Origin of the sequence: Actinoplanes sp. OR16 (genome assembly GCF_004001265.1) — a bacterium.
Classification (GTDB): domain Bacteria; phylum Actinomycetota; class Actinomycetes; order Mycobacteriales; family Micromonosporaceae; genus Actinoplanes.
Genome location: NZ_AP019371.1, coordinates 5426260 through 5443654 on the forward strand (window position 1 = coordinate 5426260; position 17395 = coordinate 5443654).

The 17395-nt window shown below is 72.6% G+C and carries 11 protein-coding genes; 4 read left to right on the forward strand and 7 right to left on the reverse strand.

Annotated features, from left to right (window positions below):
* The first annotated feature begins 51 nt into the window (after positions 1-51).
* Positions 52-2289 (forward strand): SDR family NAD(P)-dependent oxidoreductase, encoded by a 2238-nt coding sequence (locus EP757_RS24720; protein WP_197725369.1) that lies wholly within the window; start codon positions 52-54, stop codon positions 2287-2289.
* Here the strand turns inward: EP757_RS24720 and EP757_RS24725 are convergent.
* The 5 genes from EP757_RS24725 to EP757_RS24745 form a co-directional block, all read right to left on the reverse strand.
* The gene (locus tag EP757_RS24725) at positions 2252-4756 is read right to left on the reverse strand and encodes a helix-turn-helix transcriptional regulator (RefSeq protein WP_127549825.1); all 2505 of its coding nucleotides are present in this window, start codon (positions 4754-4756) and stop codon (positions 2252-2254) included. The genes EP757_RS24720 and EP757_RS24725 overlap by 38 nt on opposite strands.
* A gap of 126 nt (positions 4757-4882) precedes the next feature.
* A complete protein-coding gene (locus EP757_RS24730; protein ID WP_127549826.1) occupies positions 4883-6691 on the reverse strand; it encodes a LuxR family transcriptional regulator in 1809 nt (602 codons plus the stop codon).
* Positions 6692-6729: 38 nt separating this feature from the next.
* On the reverse strand, positions 6730-7539 hold the full coding sequence (locus EP757_RS24735; RefSeq protein WP_160165875.1) for an ATP-binding protein: 810 nt from the start codon (positions 7537-7539) through the stop codon (positions 6730-6732).
* Between the two features lie 105 nt (positions 7540-7644).
* Positions 7645-8445: an endo alpha-1,4 polygalactosaminidase gene (locus EP757_RS24740; RefSeq protein WP_127549828.1), complete on the reverse strand. Its 801-nt coding sequence runs from the start codon at positions 8443-8445 to the stop codon at positions 7645-7647.
* Between the two features lie 9 nt (positions 8446-8454).
* A complete protein-coding gene (locus tag EP757_RS24745; protein WP_127549829.1) occupies positions 8455-9093 on the reverse strand; it encodes a hypothetical protein in 639 nt (212 codons plus the stop codon).
* Positions 9094-9175: 82 nt separating this feature from the next.
* On the opposite strand from EP757_RS24745, the gene EP757_RS24750 reads away from it, so the two are divergent.
* The gene (locus tag EP757_RS24750; protein ID WP_127549830.1) at positions 9176-10579 is read left to right on the forward strand and encodes an RICIN domain-containing protein; all 1404 of its coding nucleotides are present in this window, start codon (positions 9176-9178) and stop codon (positions 10577-10579) included.
* A 149-nt stretch (positions 10580-10728) separates the two neighbouring features.
* On the forward strand, positions 10729-11970 hold the full coding sequence (locus EP757_RS24755; RefSeq protein WP_127549831.1) for a calcium-binding protein: 1242 nt from the start codon (positions 10729-10731) through the stop codon (positions 11968-11970).
* A gap of 29 nt (positions 11971-11999) precedes the next feature.
* On the opposite strand, the gene EP757_RS24760 is transcribed toward EP757_RS24755, so the two are convergent.
* Together EP757_RS24760 and EP757_RS24765 are read right to left on the reverse strand one after the other, a co-directional pair.
* Positions 12000-12659 (reverse strand): Crp/Fnr family transcriptional regulator, encoded by a 660-nt coding sequence (locus EP757_RS24760; protein ID WP_127549832.1) that lies wholly within the window; start codon positions 12657-12659, stop codon positions 12000-12002.
* Positions 12632-14719 carry an adenylate/guanylate cyclase domain-containing protein gene (locus EP757_RS24765; protein WP_160165876.1) on the reverse strand — a complete coding sequence of 696 codons (2088 nt, stop codon included), beginning with the start codon at positions 14717-14719 and terminating at the stop codon, positions 12632-12634. Before EP757_RS24765 ends, EP757_RS24760 begins: the two co-directional genes overlap by 28 nt.
* A gap of 182 nt (positions 14720-14901) precedes the next feature.
* Here EP757_RS24765 and EP757_RS24770 point away from each other — a divergent pair, with 182 nt between their 5' ends.
* Positions 14902-17355, forward strand: coding sequence for a hypothetical protein (locus EP757_RS24770; RefSeq protein WP_127549833.1), 2454 nt, complete (start codon positions 14902-14904; stop codon positions 17353-17355).
* Positions 17356-17395: the final 40 nt, after the last annotated feature.

The following is a 17395-nucleotide window of genomic DNA, read 5'->3' on the forward strand; positions in this document are numbered from 1 at the left end:
ATGTCCCGCGCGGGCCTTCTGCCGCTGCCGGGCGGCACCCAGAATGACGCGGTGGATCACATCAGGCGGTGGGTGCGGATCGCGGCGGGCATCACGGGCAGGGGTCCTCGCGCGGGGCGCCTCCGCAACGCCGCCGAGGGCCGGATCGTGCTGGTCACCGGGGCTTCGGAGGGGATCGGGAGGGCGGCGGCACACCGCCTTGCGGCGGCCGGCGCCACGGTTCTGCTGGTCGCGAGGACGGCGGAGAGGCTTGATCTCGTACGAGGGGAGATCACCGCTTCCGGCGGAACCGCCTTCGTTCATCGGGCCGACCTGTCGTCGCCCGAGGCCGCTGCCACGCTGGTGGCGGAGCTGCTGGAGCGCTACGGGCGCATCGACGTCGTCGTGAGCAACGCCGGCCGGTCCATCCGGCGGTCGGTCGCCGACACGGCCGGCCGGTTCCACGACGTGCAGCGCACCGCGAACCTGAACTACCTCGGCCCGGCGCAGCTGCTGCTGGCGTTGTTCCCGGCGATGCGGGCGGCCGGCGGCGGGCACGTCGTGAACGTGTCGACGGCCGGGCTGGCGATGCACACCCCGGACTGGTCCGCCTATCACGCTTCGAAGGCGGCCTTCGACACCTGGCTGCGCGGCGCGGCCGTGGAGATGCGGCGCGACGGTGTCACGGTCAGTACGGCGTACCTCGGTCTGGTCCGCACCCGCATGAGCGCGCCGGCGTATCCGGACGCGCCGGCCATGTCGGCGGACGAAGCGGCCGGCATCGTGTGCCGGGCTCTCGCTCACCGGCGGGACTGGTGGCCGTGGTGGGCCCGGCTCGGATCCGTCGTCTCGGCCGTCATGCCGCGGACGGCGGAACGGGCCATCGCCGCATCCGCGCACCTCATCGAGCCGATCAGGGTCCTCGCCGGGACCGATCTGTGGCGGCCGGGACGGATCCTTCGTCTGATCCGGGCCGGGCGGGGACGCAGCCTCGCCACCGCGCTCGCCGCGGGACCGGCCCGGGGAGTCGCCCTGATCGACGCGGCAGGACCGGTCACCTACCCGGAGCTGAGCGCCCTCGCCGACGTCGTCGCGGCGAACGCCGCCGCATCGCTGGACGTGCGGGCCGGGGATCGGGTCGCGCTCGCCTGCGAGGGTCATCGAGGCTTCGTCGCCGCCGCGGCCGGGCTGTCGCGGCTGGGCGCCGACGTGATCCTGCTGCCTCCGGACATGCCGGGGGAGCGGACCGCCGAGGTGCTGCGCCGGGAACGGATCAGCGCCGTCGTCGGCGAACAGGAGATCGGGGCACTGCTCGCCGGTGACGCGCGGCGAACCGGAAGGGCACGTCACGGGCGCGTTCATGTGCTGACGTCGGGCACCACCGGGGTGCCGCGCAGCGTCTCCCGGCCGCTGCCGATCGGCATGCTGCTCGGACCGGTGACAACGCATCTGCGGATGACGCCGGTGCGGCGCGGGGAGCCCATCGTGGTGGCGACGCCGCCGCATCACGGGTACGGGCTGACGTACCTCTCCGCCGGTCTCGTCCTCGGCGCCCCGGTCGTGCTGACGCCGGCCGGTGATCCGCGGCGCATCCTGGACGCGGTCGCCGAGCATCGGGCCGGGCTGTTGTTCGCGCTGCCCATCCAGTTGCGGCGGATGTGCGACCTGCCCTCGTGGCCGTCGGTGGATTCGCTGCGCGCGGTGGTCAGCGGGGCCGCGCCACTGAGTCCGTCGCTCGGCGAACGGCTGCGGGAACGGTTCGGCGACCGGGTCTTCAACATGTACGCGACGACCGAGGCGGGATGGGCCGCGATGGCGGGCCCGGCCGATCTGCGGGCCGCTCCGGGAACGGTCGGGCGTGCCCCTCGCGGCGTGCGGGTCCGGGTGGACGCCGGGTTCGGCCGGATCGGCGAGATCCAGGTGCGCGGCTGGCACCCGGACGGCCGGTGGCTCGGCACCGGCGACCTGGGACACCTCGACGCGGCCGGCCGGCTGTTCGTCGACGGCCGCCTCGACGACATGATCGTGTCAGGCGGCGAGAACGTCTATCTGGGTCCGGTCGCCGCCGTCCTGACCGAACACCCGTCGGTGAGTGACGTGCTGGTCGAAGCCGTCGCCGACGAGGAGTTCGGCGAGCTCATCCGGGCCACAGTGGAGATTCGCCGGGACTCGTCGCTGACCGTCCCGGAACTGCGGGAGTGGCTGGCGCCGCGGCTGTCCCGGGCGGAACGGCCCCGCGAGATCGAGCTCGTCGAAGAACTGCGGCGCACGGCTACCGGGAAGGTGATGCGGGACCGACCAGGGCGCTGAGCTCGCGCCGGCTCCTCACCCCCAGCTTGTGATAAGCCTGGGACAGATGCGTGCCGACGGTTCGCGGCGAGACCAGCAGTTGTGCGGCGATCTCCTGATTACGCAGGCCGCGCGCGGCGAGTGCGACGATCGTGCGCTGTTGCGGGCTGAGCGCACGCAGCACATCGCGGCCGTCCAGTGCCTCGTCGTCGATCGCTCCGGTGGCCTTCACCTCGCCGCGGGCGATCGCGGCCAGAGCCGACGCACCGAACTGCTCCAACGCCAGCAGCGCAGCACTCAGCTGCTCACGGGCGTCAAGGGGACGGCGTTGCCGGCGCAGCCAGACGCCGTAGTGCAGCCGGGCGAGCGCGTGGTCGAGGGCCCATGTCGCCGCCGCCGGATCGGCGACGGCCGTGCGGTAACGCTCCTCGGCCGGCTCGCCGCCGAGCAACTCCGCGCGGGCGTGCTCGACGAGCAGCCGCATCCGGGTGGTGGCCGGCTCGTCGTATGCGGGCAGCACCCGGGCCGCGTCGTCACGGCGGTCGGCCCGCGGCGCGATGACCGTGAGGCCGAGCAGCGCATGGCCGCCCGAATCCGGGTAGAGCGTGCGCCCGTCGTCGCCGAACAGACGCCGGTAGTGCTGGTACGCCGCGGCGAAGTCGCCCTCGGTGAAGGCGGCGACGCCCACCGTCATCGACAGGAAGTAGTGCAGACGGCGGTTCTCGTGCAGGTAGGCGCGGGCCCAGGGCGGCTCGGCCAGCGCCCGGGCCCGGGTGACGTCGCCGCGCAGCGCCGAGATCAACGAGCCGACCGCGTCGATCTCGAGTTCCAGCAGCGGCAGATCCGTGATCGCGCAGCACCGGCGGACCTCGGCGATCAGCGTCATCGCCTCGGAGTAGCGGCCCTGGTCGCCGAGACCCATCAGCAGCGGCAGCCACATCTCCGGGGCGGCCACGATGCCGCCGTTCCGGCGCAGCCGGGCGAGCGCCCGCTCGCGGTGCCGGACGGCGGTGGTGGAATCACCCGCTGCCTCGGCGAGGTAGGCCAGTGTCAGATCGTCGCCCGGGGTCTGGTCGTGGTCGCCGGCGGTGGTCATCGGCCAGGGCCGGTACGGATCGAGCGTCACCTCGATCGCCCTGCGCAGCAGCGCCGGCTCCGGCAGGTCCAGCCGCTGCACCAGGTCCGCCAGCGCGGCGCGGTGCTCGGGCAGCGCGGAGACCTGGGTGATCTGCGCGGCCGCCGAGGCGAGCAGCAGCGCATCGGGTCCGGTCAGCGGTGGCATCCCGGGCAGGCCGAGCCGGTGGACGCCGTCGGCGAGCACGTCCATGGCCTCGCGCTGGCGGCCGGTACGCGACTTCATCTGGGCGGCCGTGGCGACGGTGGCCGCTCGGAGCGCGCCCGGCACGTCCTGCTCCAGCAGCGCGGTGTAGAGCTCGTGCACCCAGCCGGTCTGGCCGATCAGACTCGCCGCGGTGAGCGCGGCGGCGTAGCGGCGGGCCGCGTCGGCGGGCGAGAGTGACAGTTCGGCGGCCCGTTGCAAGGCGGCGGCCTGATCCGCGTGCGGCGCTCGGCGGGCGCCCTGTTCCAGCATGGCGGCGAGGGGCTCGCTCGGCTCGGTGGCGGCCGCCGCGAGATGCCGGACGTAGGGCAGCGATCCGGGTGGCAGCATCGCGGCGAAGCGCCGGTGCAGCTCCGCGCGGTCGGTGGCCGGGCATGAGGTGTAGGTGGCGATCGCGGCGAGCGGTTCCGCGAAGCACAGCTGTTCGCCGTGCCGTTCGAGCAGCCCGCAGTCGAGGGCGGCGGCCAGGTGGTCGTCGCTTCCCGGGACCGCGCCCAGGACGGTGGCCAGGTTCTCGTCGCCGAGACGGGCGCTGACCTGGCGGGCCAGCCGCAGGACACCGGCCGGCAGAGCGGACAGCTGTGCGGCGTACCGGTCGCGTACCGGCAGCGTCCTCGCCGGGGTCAGGCGCAGGATGTCGTCCTCGCCGGGGAACGCGGCGGCCAGCTCGACGATCGCGCGCGGGTTGCCGCGGGCCCGCCGCAACATCTCCAGCCGGGCCCGGCCGCGGGGCACACCGGGCAGGCGGGCGAGCAGGGTGGCCGCCTCGTCCTCCGTCAGCCGGTCCAGGGTGATGACGGTCGCTCCCGGTGGCAGCACGCCGGCAGCGCGGTGTGCCGGGACACCGGCCAGGAGTGGGCCGGTCAGGGATTCCCGGAGCACGCCGGCCGTGAAGTCGTCGATCAGGTGCAGGTCGTCGACGACGACGAGAACCGGGCCGTCGCGGCCGAGCGCGGCCCGGGCGGCGTCGCGGAGATCGGCGCCCGGCGCCGGCCGCAGCAGCTGGTGCAGGCCCGCGCCGGGAAGATCCCGCTCGTCGGCGTGCCCGGCCGCGCGCAGCACCCGGAACCCGCGCTCGGCGGCGAGGCGTGCCGCGAGGTCGAGCAACGCGGACGTGCCCCGGCCGCGGGGCGCCACGACAGCGGTCACCGATCGCTCACAGCGGCCTGGATCGAGGCTCTCCGTGAGCCGTTTCACCTGCTCATCCCGGCCGAGTAGACCGTGTCGCGCCACTTCGCCTCCTTCGACGGCGCGACGACTATAGCGGTCGTGAGATCAGAGCCGCACGACGTCGCGGAGCTGGCCGCGGCGGGCGATGCCCAGCTTGGGGTAGATCTGGTAGAGGTAGCTGCCGATGGTCCGCGGAGCCAGCCCGAAGCGCTCCGCGATGGCCCGGTTGGACAGGCCCTGAGCGGCCAGGCGGGCGATCAGCTGATGCTGCGGGGTCAGCTCGTCGAAGGCGGTGAGGCCGCTGCCGGCGGCACGGACGCCGGTGGCCCGCAGCTTCTCCCGGACAATAGCGGCGTCACTCGCCGCCCCGACCCGGGTGAAGGCGTCCAGCGCGGAGATCAGCAGCGGCCGGGCCTCGGTCCGCCGCCGCTGCGCACTCAACGCCTCGGCCAGGCGGAACTCGACGACGGCGTACTCGTAGGGACGTTGCGCGCCCGGCTCCGCGAGCAGGTCACGCAGCGTCTCCTCGGCGCCGGGCTCGCCGGCGTCGGCCCGCAGCAGACCGATCGCGGCGGACCAGGACCACTGCCGGCGCGGCGTCCGGCGGCCCGCGGCCTCCTCGGCGGTGAGCAGCAGAGACACCGTCTCGTCGCGCCTGCCCGCGTCGATCGCGACGCCGGCCAGTTCGACGACGGAACGCGGCGAGAGGACATGGTGCAGCGCCCGGCCGCCGTCGAAGATCTTCCGGAGCCTTTCGTACGCCGTGACCGGGTCACCCTGCGAAGCGGCCAGCTGGGCTGACGCCCGCAGGAGCAGGTACCGCGCCAGCCTGCCCGCCGGGGCAGCCGGGTCACCGGCCGCGGCGAGCAACCGCCCGGCGCGGCCTGCCTCGCCCCGGCGGATCAGTGACGACGCGCGCTGGGCGAGGATCGCCTGCCGCACCGGACCGGCCAGGTCACGGCCGGCCACCACCTCGGCGTCATCGAGCAGACCGGCGGCCTCCTCGAACAGTCCCAGGTCGAACAGCACCTCGGCCATCATCACCGTGGCGGTGGCGTACACCCCGGCCGAGCCGTCGGCCCGGATCGCGTCGAGGGACCGCCGATAGTGGTCGGCGGCGATCTCGGTGTCGTCGAGCACCCAGGCGACGCCGGCGATCGACAGCAGCCGGATCCGTTCCGCCGGGCCGGTGAGCGGCCGGAGCAGCGGAGACCGGCGCAACGGCCCGTACCGGCTGGTCCAGCCCGCCGGGTCGGCGACCGCCATGGCCAGCGCGAGGTGGGCGTCCGACACGTCGCCGCGGGGGTCGGCGTCCGGCACGTCGGCGATCGGGTCGGTGCGGACCGCGGCCTGCTCGATCAGGGTGCGCAGCCGCCGCACGGCCGCGGGGTCGCCGTCGGTGAACACCGCCCGTGCCGCCACCGCGAGGACCGCCCGGACCAGCCGGGGGTCGTCGAGGCCGGCGGTGAGCAGGCGCTCGGCGAGAGCCACTGTCGGCGCGGCGGGCTGCCACATCAGCTGGTTGCCGATCCCGGCGAGCGCGTCGCCGAGCACCGCCGGGTCGTCGGTCAGCGTCGTCACCCGGTCCCACAGCTGCCGCGACCACGACAGGTCCCCGCACCGGTCGGCCTCGGCGGCGGCCCGGCCGTACCGGAGCGCCGCCTGCCGGCTGCCGGGACTGACGTCGGCCGCGCGCTGCCACAACCCGGCCGCTTCGAGACCACGGCCGGCGCCGGCCGCCACCGCGGCGGCCCGGGCGAGGCTCTCCGGGACCTCGGACCCGGCAGTGCCGGGAGCGTTCGCGAGATGCCAGTCGCGGGCCGGGGCTTGCCTCGGCAGCAGCGCGGCGAGCCGGGCGTGCGCTTCGGTACGGGCCTGCGGGAACGCGGTGAAGTAACAGACCGTGCGCGCCATCGTGCTCCGGAACGCGACCCCGCCGGCGACGATGGAGATCAGCCCGGCGTTCTCGGCGGGACGGCAGTCGGCGAGCCCGGCCCGGCGGCCCGGAGCACGCCGCTCAGCGAGTCGTCCTGCGCGGCGGCGGCGAACAGCAGCACCCGGCGGGTCGATGCCGGCAGATCGGGCAGTGCGGGGGCGAAGACGCGCACCAGGTCGTCGGTGTCATCGATCTGCAGTTCGGTGCGCGGGTCGCCGGTGTCCGCGACATATCCCGCCAAGGTGATCAGGCCCTGTGGATTGCCGCCGCAGTGGCGCAGGATCTCGGCGCGGGCCGGACCGGTCGGCGCGCCGGGCAGGCCGTCCAGCAGCGCGGCGGCTGCGTCCGGGGTCAGCGGTGGGACCGGGCAGGACGTCAGCGGTACGCCGGCGGCTGCGAACGCATGCGGGACCCGGGTGGCGCAGACGATGAGCAGGCGTTCGCCGCGCAGCCGCCGGAAGAGGAAGCTCAGCAGCGCGACCACGTCGGCTTGCGGCCCGGGCAGGTCGTCCACGGCGATCATCACGGGGCCGGTACGGCATCGGCGGGATATCGCGTCGAGCACGGCGAGCCGCAGGGTGAGCGGGTCCGGCGTCGCCTCGATCTCCAGGGCTTGCAGCAGTGAGGCGACAGCGCCGGTCGTCGCCACGGTGTGGAAGCCGTTGTCGCGGGCCGCCGCGAGCGCATAGCGCAGCAGCGTGGTCTTGCCGGCTCCCGGCTCGCCGTGCAGGACCACCAGGTGCGGACGGCCGGCGCCGGCGTCCCCGATCGCCTGGCGGATCCGTGCCTGTTCAGCGGCCCTGCCCACCGGCGTGCTTCCCTTCACCGGGTCGATTCAAGCCGCGCGGATCGCACGACGACAGGGGCTCGCCTTGAGATCCCGGACACTCGTCGCCGGGGGAGCGCGGCGTGTCGATGGCGGGTACGGGCCTCACCGCGGGCACGTGTCGTACAGGTAGGAATCCGAATCCGGGGTGGAGACGCCTCGGTCGCGCAGGACGATCGGGAGTCTGCCGCTGTAGCCGGTGCACGCCTTGGTGAAGCCGGCTCGGGTGTATTCGATGACCAGCACGTCGTCGCCGTAGGCGGATCGGTAGACGTCGCACTCGTCGAAGTCGGCGCACTCCTCGGCGACGGCGAAGTCGAAGCCCGCGTCGTGGCCCGTCACCTCGGCGGCGTTCTTCTGGCCGGTCGCGAGGCCCGCCGCGTGGGCACGGTCGTTGAGGATGGTGGCGTAGGCGAGCGCCTGTTGCCGGGTGAGCAGACCATCGGAGCGGGTGTAGGAGTCCAGATTGTCGGATTCGATGGCCTGGAAGCCGTCCGCGGCGCACTCGTCGATCCACGCGCCGGTGACGGCGATGAGGTCGGCAGGGGTGGAGATGTCCAGTAGCGGCTCGTCCCAGTCCTCGTCGATCACCAGGTTGCCGCCGGGGTCGCGGAGGAGCAGGTCGGGGTGGTTCGCCAGCCACCAGGACTCGGTGCCCGGCTGGGCCTGGAACGCGTTGATGTAGCAGATGTTGTAGATACCTGCCGCGGGTGCCGCCTCGCGGTCGCGGCTGACGACGGTCACCCCGGCCGGTGGGGGGTAGGCGCCGCCGAGCTGGTAGTCGAAGCGTGCGCCGGTGGGCAGGGGCTTCCAGGCCGGGCCGGCCGGCGGCGACTGCTGACCGCACGCCCCGATCGCGACGACCGCGAAGAGGACCAGAGCCGCCCTGGCGAACTGCGGTGTCACCGGGCCAGCCTAGTCCTCCACCAGGAGATCCCTTCGCATGGTCGCCCATATCGGCTCCAGGCCGTCACCAGTGGCGTAGAACAGGTGCGGCCGCAGCTCGGGGGCGGCTTCCAGCTTGTCCCGCACCCTCCACGGCCGGGCGGACCTCACTGCCAGGAACGGCTGGGCGGCGAGCATCCTCCTGAGGTCGGCGGCCCGCCAATCCGTACCCAGCAGCTTCCTGGCGCGCATCAGCAGCGCCACTCCATCGACCGGAATCCTGTCCACGTGGACGTCGGCGATCAGCGGCATGCCGGGTTCCGGCTCGGCCGGCAGGGCGAAACCGGAACGCAGCCACCCCTCGAACGCCGGGGCGACGACGTCCAGGTCGGCAGGGCCGGGAGCGCCCAGGTCAGACGAGAACACCCGGCCGTCGCCGTCGCCTCCGAGGAAGTACCCCCGGTCCCCTTCCTGGCCGATCATGAGGTAGCCCGCGAGCCACTCGCTGACTGCGTAGGTCGTGTTGCGCTCCAGCAGGGATTCGCGGCAGAACACGGACAGCCCAGTGGCGCCGGCGGCGACATCGCCGGTGACCTCCGCGAGCCACCGCTGGTAGGCGGCGTCCGTCCGGGAGACCAGCTGCTCGATCATCTCCACCGTCGGGGGCACGCCGCCACCCTAGCCGGATCTCTCGAATCGTTGGGTCGGTTACGTTAACATCGAGTTTCATCGATGTTGCCGGAGGTGGGCGATGAAGGTGTTCGCGACAGTGCTCGTGCTCCTGGCCGCCGTCCTCCTGCCGATCACCCCGGCCGAGGCGGCGCCGGTCACGATCACCAACGGCGTGCCGTTCACCGATAGCTCCGGTAATACTCTGCACGCGCACGGCGGCGGCGTGCTGAAGGCCGGCGGCTATTACTACTGGTTCGGCGAGAATCGCAACGCGGACGACACTTTCCGGGCGGTCTCCGTCTATCGATCCACCGATCTGCGTACGTGGGAGTTCCGCAACAACGTGCTCACCCCGGCGGCGGCCAATGAGCTGCAGGGCGCGAACATCGAGCGTCCGAAAGTCGTCTACAACGCCGCGACCGGCCGCTACGTGATGTGGATGCACAAGGAGAACGGATCCGACTACAGCGAGGCCCGGGCGGCTGTCGCGTCGTCCGCCACGGTGGACGGGACGTACACCTATCACGGCAGTCTCCGGCCGCTCGGCACGCACATGTCGCGCGACATCACGCTCTATGTCGACGGCACGACCGGCTACATGATCTCGGCTGCGGACGAGAACTACGACCTGCACATCTACCGGCTCACCGCCGATTATCTGAACGTGTCGTCGCTGGTCGGAAACTTCTGGAACGACGCGCATCGGGAGGCGCCGGCGCTGTTCAAACGGGGGAGCACCTATTTCCTGCTCACCTCGGGCGCGACCGGCTGGAATCCCAATCAGGCCAGATATGCGACCGCCTCCAGCATCTCCGGGCCGTGGACCGGGTGGGCGAACGCCGGTGACGGCACCACATTCCGGTCCCAGCCGACATACGTCCTGCAGGTCGGCAACGGTTTCCTCTACATGGGTGACCGGTGGGCCGGGGCTTGGGGAGGCAAGGTCAACGATTCCTCGTACGTCTGGTTGCCCATCTCCTTCCCCTCGGCGACCAGCATGACCCTGACCTGGTATCCCACGATAACGGTGGACGCCGCCGCGGGCTCCGTCATCGGTAACGTGGCGACGTACCATCGAATCGTCAATCGGAACAGCGGGCGCGTGGCCGACGTCGTGAGCAATTCGGTCGCCGATAATGCCGAGGTCAAACAGTACGCCTGGAACGGTGGCAACAATCAGCGCTGGGAATTCCGCGAGGCCGGTGGCGGATACGTCAACGTGATCAACCGGAACAGCGGGAAATGCCTGGACGTCTCCTCCGGGTCGTCGGCGGACGGCGCGAACGTCATTCAGTACACCTGCGGCGCCGGCGCCAACCAGCAGTGGCAGTGGCAGGCGTACGGCTCGTACTTCCGCCTGGTCGCCCGGCACAGCGGGAAATGCCTGGACGTGACCGGCAGCGGAACCGGCGACGGCGCCGACATCCAGCAGCTCACGTGCGGCGCCGGCACGAACCAGCAATGGTCCCGGGCGGTCGTCTAGCGCCCGGCTGACACTCCGGGCGGGCATTCTTACGAGTTCGGACTCGTACTTCTTCCTCCAGCGGCAGGTGGTCCGGCTGCGACGGTGTCGTGGTGCCCGAGTGGTCCGACGACGGGTCGCCGGCACACCGTCAAGGGGGGAAGTACGTCATGAAACTGCGTCATGCGAGGCGCTACGCCGCGCTGGCCGTGCTCGGAACACTGCCCACACTGGTCATGGCCGCACCGGCCTACGCCGCCACCGGCGTGACCAGGGTAGGCGCGGAGATCCGGGCGAACGCCGCGGCCAACCGGTTCAACAACATCACCGTCAGCCGGGTCGGGGCCTTCTTCGACCTGGTCGACCTCGGCGACACCATGACCGCCGGGGCGGGCTGCTTCCAGGTCGCCGCCAACCGGGTGCGCTGCCCGGCCGCCGGCATCGCCCGGGTCGTGGTCAACGGCGACAACCTGCGTGACCGGATCGTCAACACGACGACCGCGACGGCCGTGTTCAACGGGGGGAGTGGTGACGACACGCTGATCGGCGGTCCGCGCAACGACCGGCTGTCCGGCAACGCCGGCAACGACCGGCTCGAAGGCCGGGCCGGCGACGACCTGCTGCGCGGCGGTGCCGGCAACGACACGATGCTCGGCGAGGCCGGCAACGACCGGGCCGTGGCCGAGGCGCTGCGGGACGGCCGGGACCGGTTCGACGGCGGCGCCGGCCGGGACACCACCGACTACGGTCTGCGGCTCATCCCGGTCACCGTCACGCTCAACGGTGTGGCGAACGACGGCTCCGCGCCGGAGTTCGACAACAACCTGGCGAACGTGGAGAACGCGACCGGCGGCCGGGGCGGTGACCAGCTCACCGGCAACGCGTCGGGCAACACCCTGCAGGGCGGGGCCGGCGCCGACCGGCTGACCGGTCTCGGCGGCAACGACGGCCTGATCGGCGGCGCCGGCAACGACCGGGCGGTCGCCAACGCGCTGCGCGACGGCCGGGACAGCTTCAACGGCGGCGCCGGCACCGACACGGCCGACTACTCGGCGCGCGTCATCGCTGTCACCGTGACGCTCGACGGCGTCGCGAACGACGGCTCGGCGCCGGAAGGCGACAACGTGCAGGGCAGCGTGGAGAACGTGATCGGTGGCCGGGTCGGTGACCGGATCACCGGGAACGCCGCGGCGAACCGGCTCGAAGGCCGGGGCGGGAACGACGTCCTGTTCGGTCGTGGCGGCCGGGACACGCTGATCGGCGGGGCCGGCAACGACCGGATCTTCGGTGAGGCCGGCGCCGACCTCCTGCAAGCCGTCGACCTGCGGCGTGACCCGGTGGTCAACGGTGGCTCGGGCACCGACGACTGCAACACCGATGCCGTCGACACCCGGATCAGCTGTGAGCTCTGATCCTCTCCGGCGATACTGCGCGCCCGGTGCTATCTGGCCCGGGCGCGCAGCCCGTCCACGTCCAGGACCGCGACCGACCGGCGGCTCGTCTCGATCACGCCGTGCCGGCGCAGCGTGCGCAGTGCCTTGGTGACCGACTCCCGGGACGAGCCGGTCCACGCGGCCAGTTCCTCCTGGGTCAGCGGCAGCGTGATCCGCACGCCGCGTTCGGCCGTCTGCCCGAACCGCTCGGCCAGTTCGGCCAGGCGCAGGGCGACCCGGCCCAGCGAGTCGTAGGTGCCGAACTCGATGCGTTTGCGGTCGGCATCACGAAGCCGTCCGACTATCAGGCGTACGAGAGCGACCGCAGCGTCCGGACGGGCGGCCAGGAAATCCAGGAAATCCCGGATCGGCACGACGATCGTGTCCAGGGGTTCCAGCGCCGCCACCGAGGCCGACCGCGGCGCCTCGTCCACCGCCGACATCTCACCGAGCAGCGCACCCGGCCCGCGGATCGCCAGCAGCACCTCGCCGCCCTGCTCGGTCAGGGAGAACACCTTCGCCCGGCCGCGGAGCACCAGGACCACCGTGCTGGACCGGTCGCCCTCACCGAACAGGGTGGCGCCGGACGGCCAGCGCCGCGCCCGGCCCCGGGCGAGCAGTGCCTCCCGGTCGCCGGCGTTCAGCTGATCAAGGAACTCGCGTGCCACTGGATCTCACCGTCTTCTCCTCGCAGGCCGCACAGCACGAACGCGGCCACCGGCCGGCTGCGGCCCTTGACGCGCAGCTCGCCGAGCGGTTCGACGAGGGCGGTGTCACCGAGCAGGTCCCGGGTGGCCGCGCCGATCAGCACCTGGCCGGGCTGGGCCGACGTCTCCAGCCGGGCCGCGACGTTCACCGCGTCGCCCATCGCGTTGAAGTTGCGCAGCGCCTCGCCGCCGATGTTGCCGACCAGCGCCTCCCCGGTGTTGACGCCGACCCGGAACCGCGGCCAGCCCGGGCAGCCCGCGGCGATCCGGTCCACCCCGGCCTGCAGGGACAGCGCGGCCCGGGCCGCTCGCAGGGCGTGGTCGGGCTGCCGGGCGGGAGCGTTGAAGAGCGCCATCAGCGCGTCGCCGACGAACTGCACGACGGTGCCGTTCTCGGCCAGCACCGCCCGCGTCGCCACGTCGAAGTACCGGTTGAGCATCTCGACGATCTGCTCCGGTGTGGACCGTTCGGAGAACGTGGTGAACCCGCGCAGGTCCGCGAAGAGCGACGTCACCTCGACCACGGCGCCGCCGAGCGCCGCCTGGCTCGGGTCGACGACCAGGGCGGTCGCCACGTCGGGCGACATGTACTGCCGGAACAGCACGTCGAGCCGGCGGTAGAGCCGGGCGTTCTCCAGCGCGACGGCGATCTGGCTGGCCAGCGACAGCAGCAGCGCGGTGTCCCGGTCCGTCACGGCTTCGCCGCTCTTCTCCGCCGCCAGGACGCCGGCCGGGTGGCCTTTCACGGCGAACGGTACGCACAGAGTGCCGTGCGACCCGGTCACCGGCACGCCGGACGCCAGCGCCCGCTCGGCGGCCAGCTCCCGGTCCGTGCCGAGATCCACGGGGAAGACCAGGCGGCCCTCCTCGACGACGCCGATCGCGACCGAGTGCCGCTCGAAGGCCCGCGCGATGTGCGTGACGGCGCCGCTGAGCAGCTCCGCGTCGGTCAGCATCACCCGCGCGTCGTGCCCGATCGCGACCAGGGCGCCCAGCTTGCGGATCTGATCGCGTTCGTCGGCGACGGCGCCGGCCGCGCGACTGAGCACCGCGGTCTGCCCGTCGGTCAGCTCGAACCGCTCGGCGAGCAGGTTCATGGTGGTGGCCATCTCCGGTTCGGTCTGCCGGCGGTCCAGCGCGTCGACGAGGGCTTCCAGGGCGGCGCCGTACTCCGCGCGCAGCTGCCGCACGGTGTCCTCGGTGCCGACCGACGCGAACAGCCCGGCCGCGGCGCCCTCGTTGCGGTACTGCACCCAGGCGCTGTACGCGACGTAGCCGAACCCGGCCGCCATCAGCAGGTGCCACTCCCACCAGGACAGATGCCAGCTCCGGCCGACCGCCATCGCCACTGCCGCCTCGGCCAGCAGCGTGTAGGCCGTCACCACGGACAGCAGCATCACCGTGCGCCGCCGCCGGTAGAGCATGTAGTAGCGAACAGCGGCGAGACCGAACAGGATCACTCCGGCGGCCGACAGCGCCACGGTCGGCCCGGTGTCGCCGGCGGGCGGCACGGCGTTCAGGGGCGGCACCCCGAGCAGCGACGCCACCGCCCACGCCGCGATGATCAGGAGCAGACTCGTACGCAGGAAGCCGGCCCAGCGCACCAACCCGGCCGCGCGACGGGCCGGCAGATCCACGGCCGAGGCCGCGGCGAACACGGCGGCGAGCGTCAACCCGGCCGGGGAGGCGTAGGTGAAACCGGCGTTACCCCCGGCCACCAGCATGTGCGGTGTCGCCACCGCGTGCAGCCCGAGGAACCCCGCCGCGATCAGGAACGAGAACGCGATCAGCAGCAGCCGCGCATCGGCCCGCCTCCGCGCCGCCTCGTTGATCACGACAGCCAGCCCGAGACTGACCACGGAGACGGCGAGGACCAGCCAGAAGTGTGATGGGTCGTGCTGCCACCGGTGGTCCCACTGAGGACGAGCGGCCAGCAGCCAGAGCCCGGCGAGCGGGGCCGCGAGGTGCGCGACCCACACGACGAGGCGGGCTACCCCTCCGCGACCCACGACTGGATCCACCGGCCAACCCTATGACCGATCCGGTGACCCACGGCTGTCGGATAACCGCGCGGTATGTCGGTTAGGTGACACGGTGGGGCGCGCCGGTCTCGGTACCGTGGACGTCGTCCGCGTGAGTGGAGCCTGATTTGCTGGGTCGGCGCAATCTCCCCTGCTCCTCGTCGCACGTTCCGCATGCCAAGGTGCGCCGGCCGTCGATCCCGAACATTTCGCTGGCCGCGCTCACGGGTCTGCTCACCGTGGTGACCGGCGTGGCGATCAACGTGGCGACCGGCGGCAGCCTGCCGGATCAGCTGCAGAAGTACCAGGGCTGGGCGTGGCCGGTCGTCGGGCTCTTCGCCTCGGCTCTCGTCCTGGTCGGCATGCTGCAGGCGTGGCAGACCCGCGACGAGCCGGATCACCTCCGGGTCGCCGACCCGTTCGGCGACGGGCCGGCCGCCCGCGTCGTCGGTGAGCGTGTGTCGGCCGCGGTGGACGTCTTCCGGGACCGCGTCGAATTCTGTGATCGGCTGCGCGGCCACGTGCTGAGCCGACCGACCCGGATCGTCTCGGTGACCGGGCGGCGTGGCATCGGCAAGAGCGGACTGGTGGCGAAGGTCCTGGCCGAGTTCGAGGAGCCGGACGAGGCCGCCGACGCGTTCGTGGACGGACTGGTGTACCTGAGCACCCGCACCGGGGTCGGCGCGGTGGACACCGCCCGGATCTTCCACGCGCTGGCGCGCCTGCTGCCGCCGGGGCAGCGGGTGCAGCTCGAGGAACAGTGGGCCAACGGCGGCGTCGGCGTACTGTCCGATCTCTTCCTCGCCCTGGCCCGGCGGAAGCCGGTCCTCGTCCTGGACAACCTCGACGATCTTCAAGATCCGGACACCGGGCGCCTGGCGAGCGCCGACCTGGTCTCGTTTTTCACCTCCGTGTGCAGCTGCCGCAACCCGCCATTGGTGATCACCACCTCGCAGCGTCCGCTGGGCCTGCCGCCGACGGTGGGCGTCCACATCACCCGCATCGACATCGACGCGGGGCTCGAGGTCGACGACGCGCTGGCGCTGCTGCGGCATTTCGACGCGGACGGCGAAGCGGGCCTGTGTGCCGTCCCGGTGGCCGACCTGCGCCGTGCGGTGCGGGAGGTCCACGGGATACCGCGCGGGCTCGAACTGCTCGTCACGTTGCTGGCCGAGCGCAAGACCGCCACCCTGCAGCGCTTGTTCGACGCCGCGAACGCGCCCGACATGTTGCTCGGATGCCTGGTGTCCGAGGGGTTCGAGACCTTGGACCGGGTCGGGCGTGCCGTGCTGCGGCTGTTCGCCCTGGCCGACACGCCGCTCCCGGTCGACGCGATACCGGGCCTGCTGTATCCCGACGCCGCCCCCGCTGCCGTCACGCGCTGCGTGGATCGGCTCATCAGCCGTGGCATGCTCGGTTTCGAGCGCCTCAGCGGGCGAGCCCGGCTTCATCCGATCGACTCCGACTACGTTCGCCGGAGCCTGCTCGACGACCCGGAGCAGCAGAGGGTACTGGACCTCCGGCTGGCCGATTGGCTGGCCACCCGGCGGACCGAGGCGTCGAGCTGGCGGACCAGCACCGACGTGGCCGCCCAGCGCCGGGAGATCCGGCACCGGCTGCGGGCCGGCGATGTGCGGACCGCCGTCCTGGTGATCGCCGAGATCGCGGAGTTCCTCGCCGAGCACGGCGAGACCGACGAGATGGAGTCGGACCTGGCGCGGGTCCGGGATCTCGTCGACACGCCGGAGACGAGGTCGGCGTACGAGCTGAGTCGCGGGCTGGCCGAGCTGGCCAGCGGGTCGTCCGAGGAGGCTGCCGTGGCGTTCCGGGCCGGCCTGGTCGCGGCCCGGCAGTCCGGCGACGCCTTCGCCACGGCGCGCCTCCACATGTGGCTCGGTGACGCCTTGCGCTACACGGGCGACCCGGCGGCGGCGCGGGAACCACTCCTGCGCGCCAGTGCTCTGAGCCCGGCCGACGGATCGGGCCGTGCCGTCGTACTGCGTTCCTTGTTCGCCTTGGGCATCGTGGAGTGTTACCTCCCCGATCCCGCGGCCGCTGCGAGGGCGGCGACCCGCTTCGAAGCGATTCTGCGGCCGGGCGATCCCTCCCATTGGCGGGCCTGGCTGTCCGACCTGCGGGCGCTGATCGCCCTGGTCACCGGCGACCACGCGACGGCACTGCGCGAGGTGGAGCGAGGCGTGGCGAACTTCGCCGACTCACCCCAGCAGGCGTTGGTCGGCTACCTGCAGAGCGTGCGCGGGCTCGTCCTGCTGACCGAGGGGGCGGTCGACGAGGCAGCCCGGACGTTCCGTGACGTCCGGCAGGGCGCCGCGCTGTACCGGCAGGCCCGGCTGGAGGGATTCGCCGTCCTCAACCTGGCGTGGACCAGCCTGGTCGCCGGCGACCCGTCCGGTGCGAGCGTGCTGGCCTGCGAGGCCGCCGACCACCTGGCCGCACATCGGATCGTCGAGGCGTCGGCCGCCGTCCACCTGGCGATGGTCGGCCGCGCCGCCGACGCCGATGCCCGGCGTGCGCTGCTGCGCCGATCCGTGCAGGCCCAGCAGGGCAACCCGGACCTGTTCCATCCGGCGGAGGAGCTCGTGGATCGCCTCGCCGGGCCATCGACCGAACCCTAGGCTGCTCCCGTGACACCGCAGCTCCGCAGGGGCCACCAGC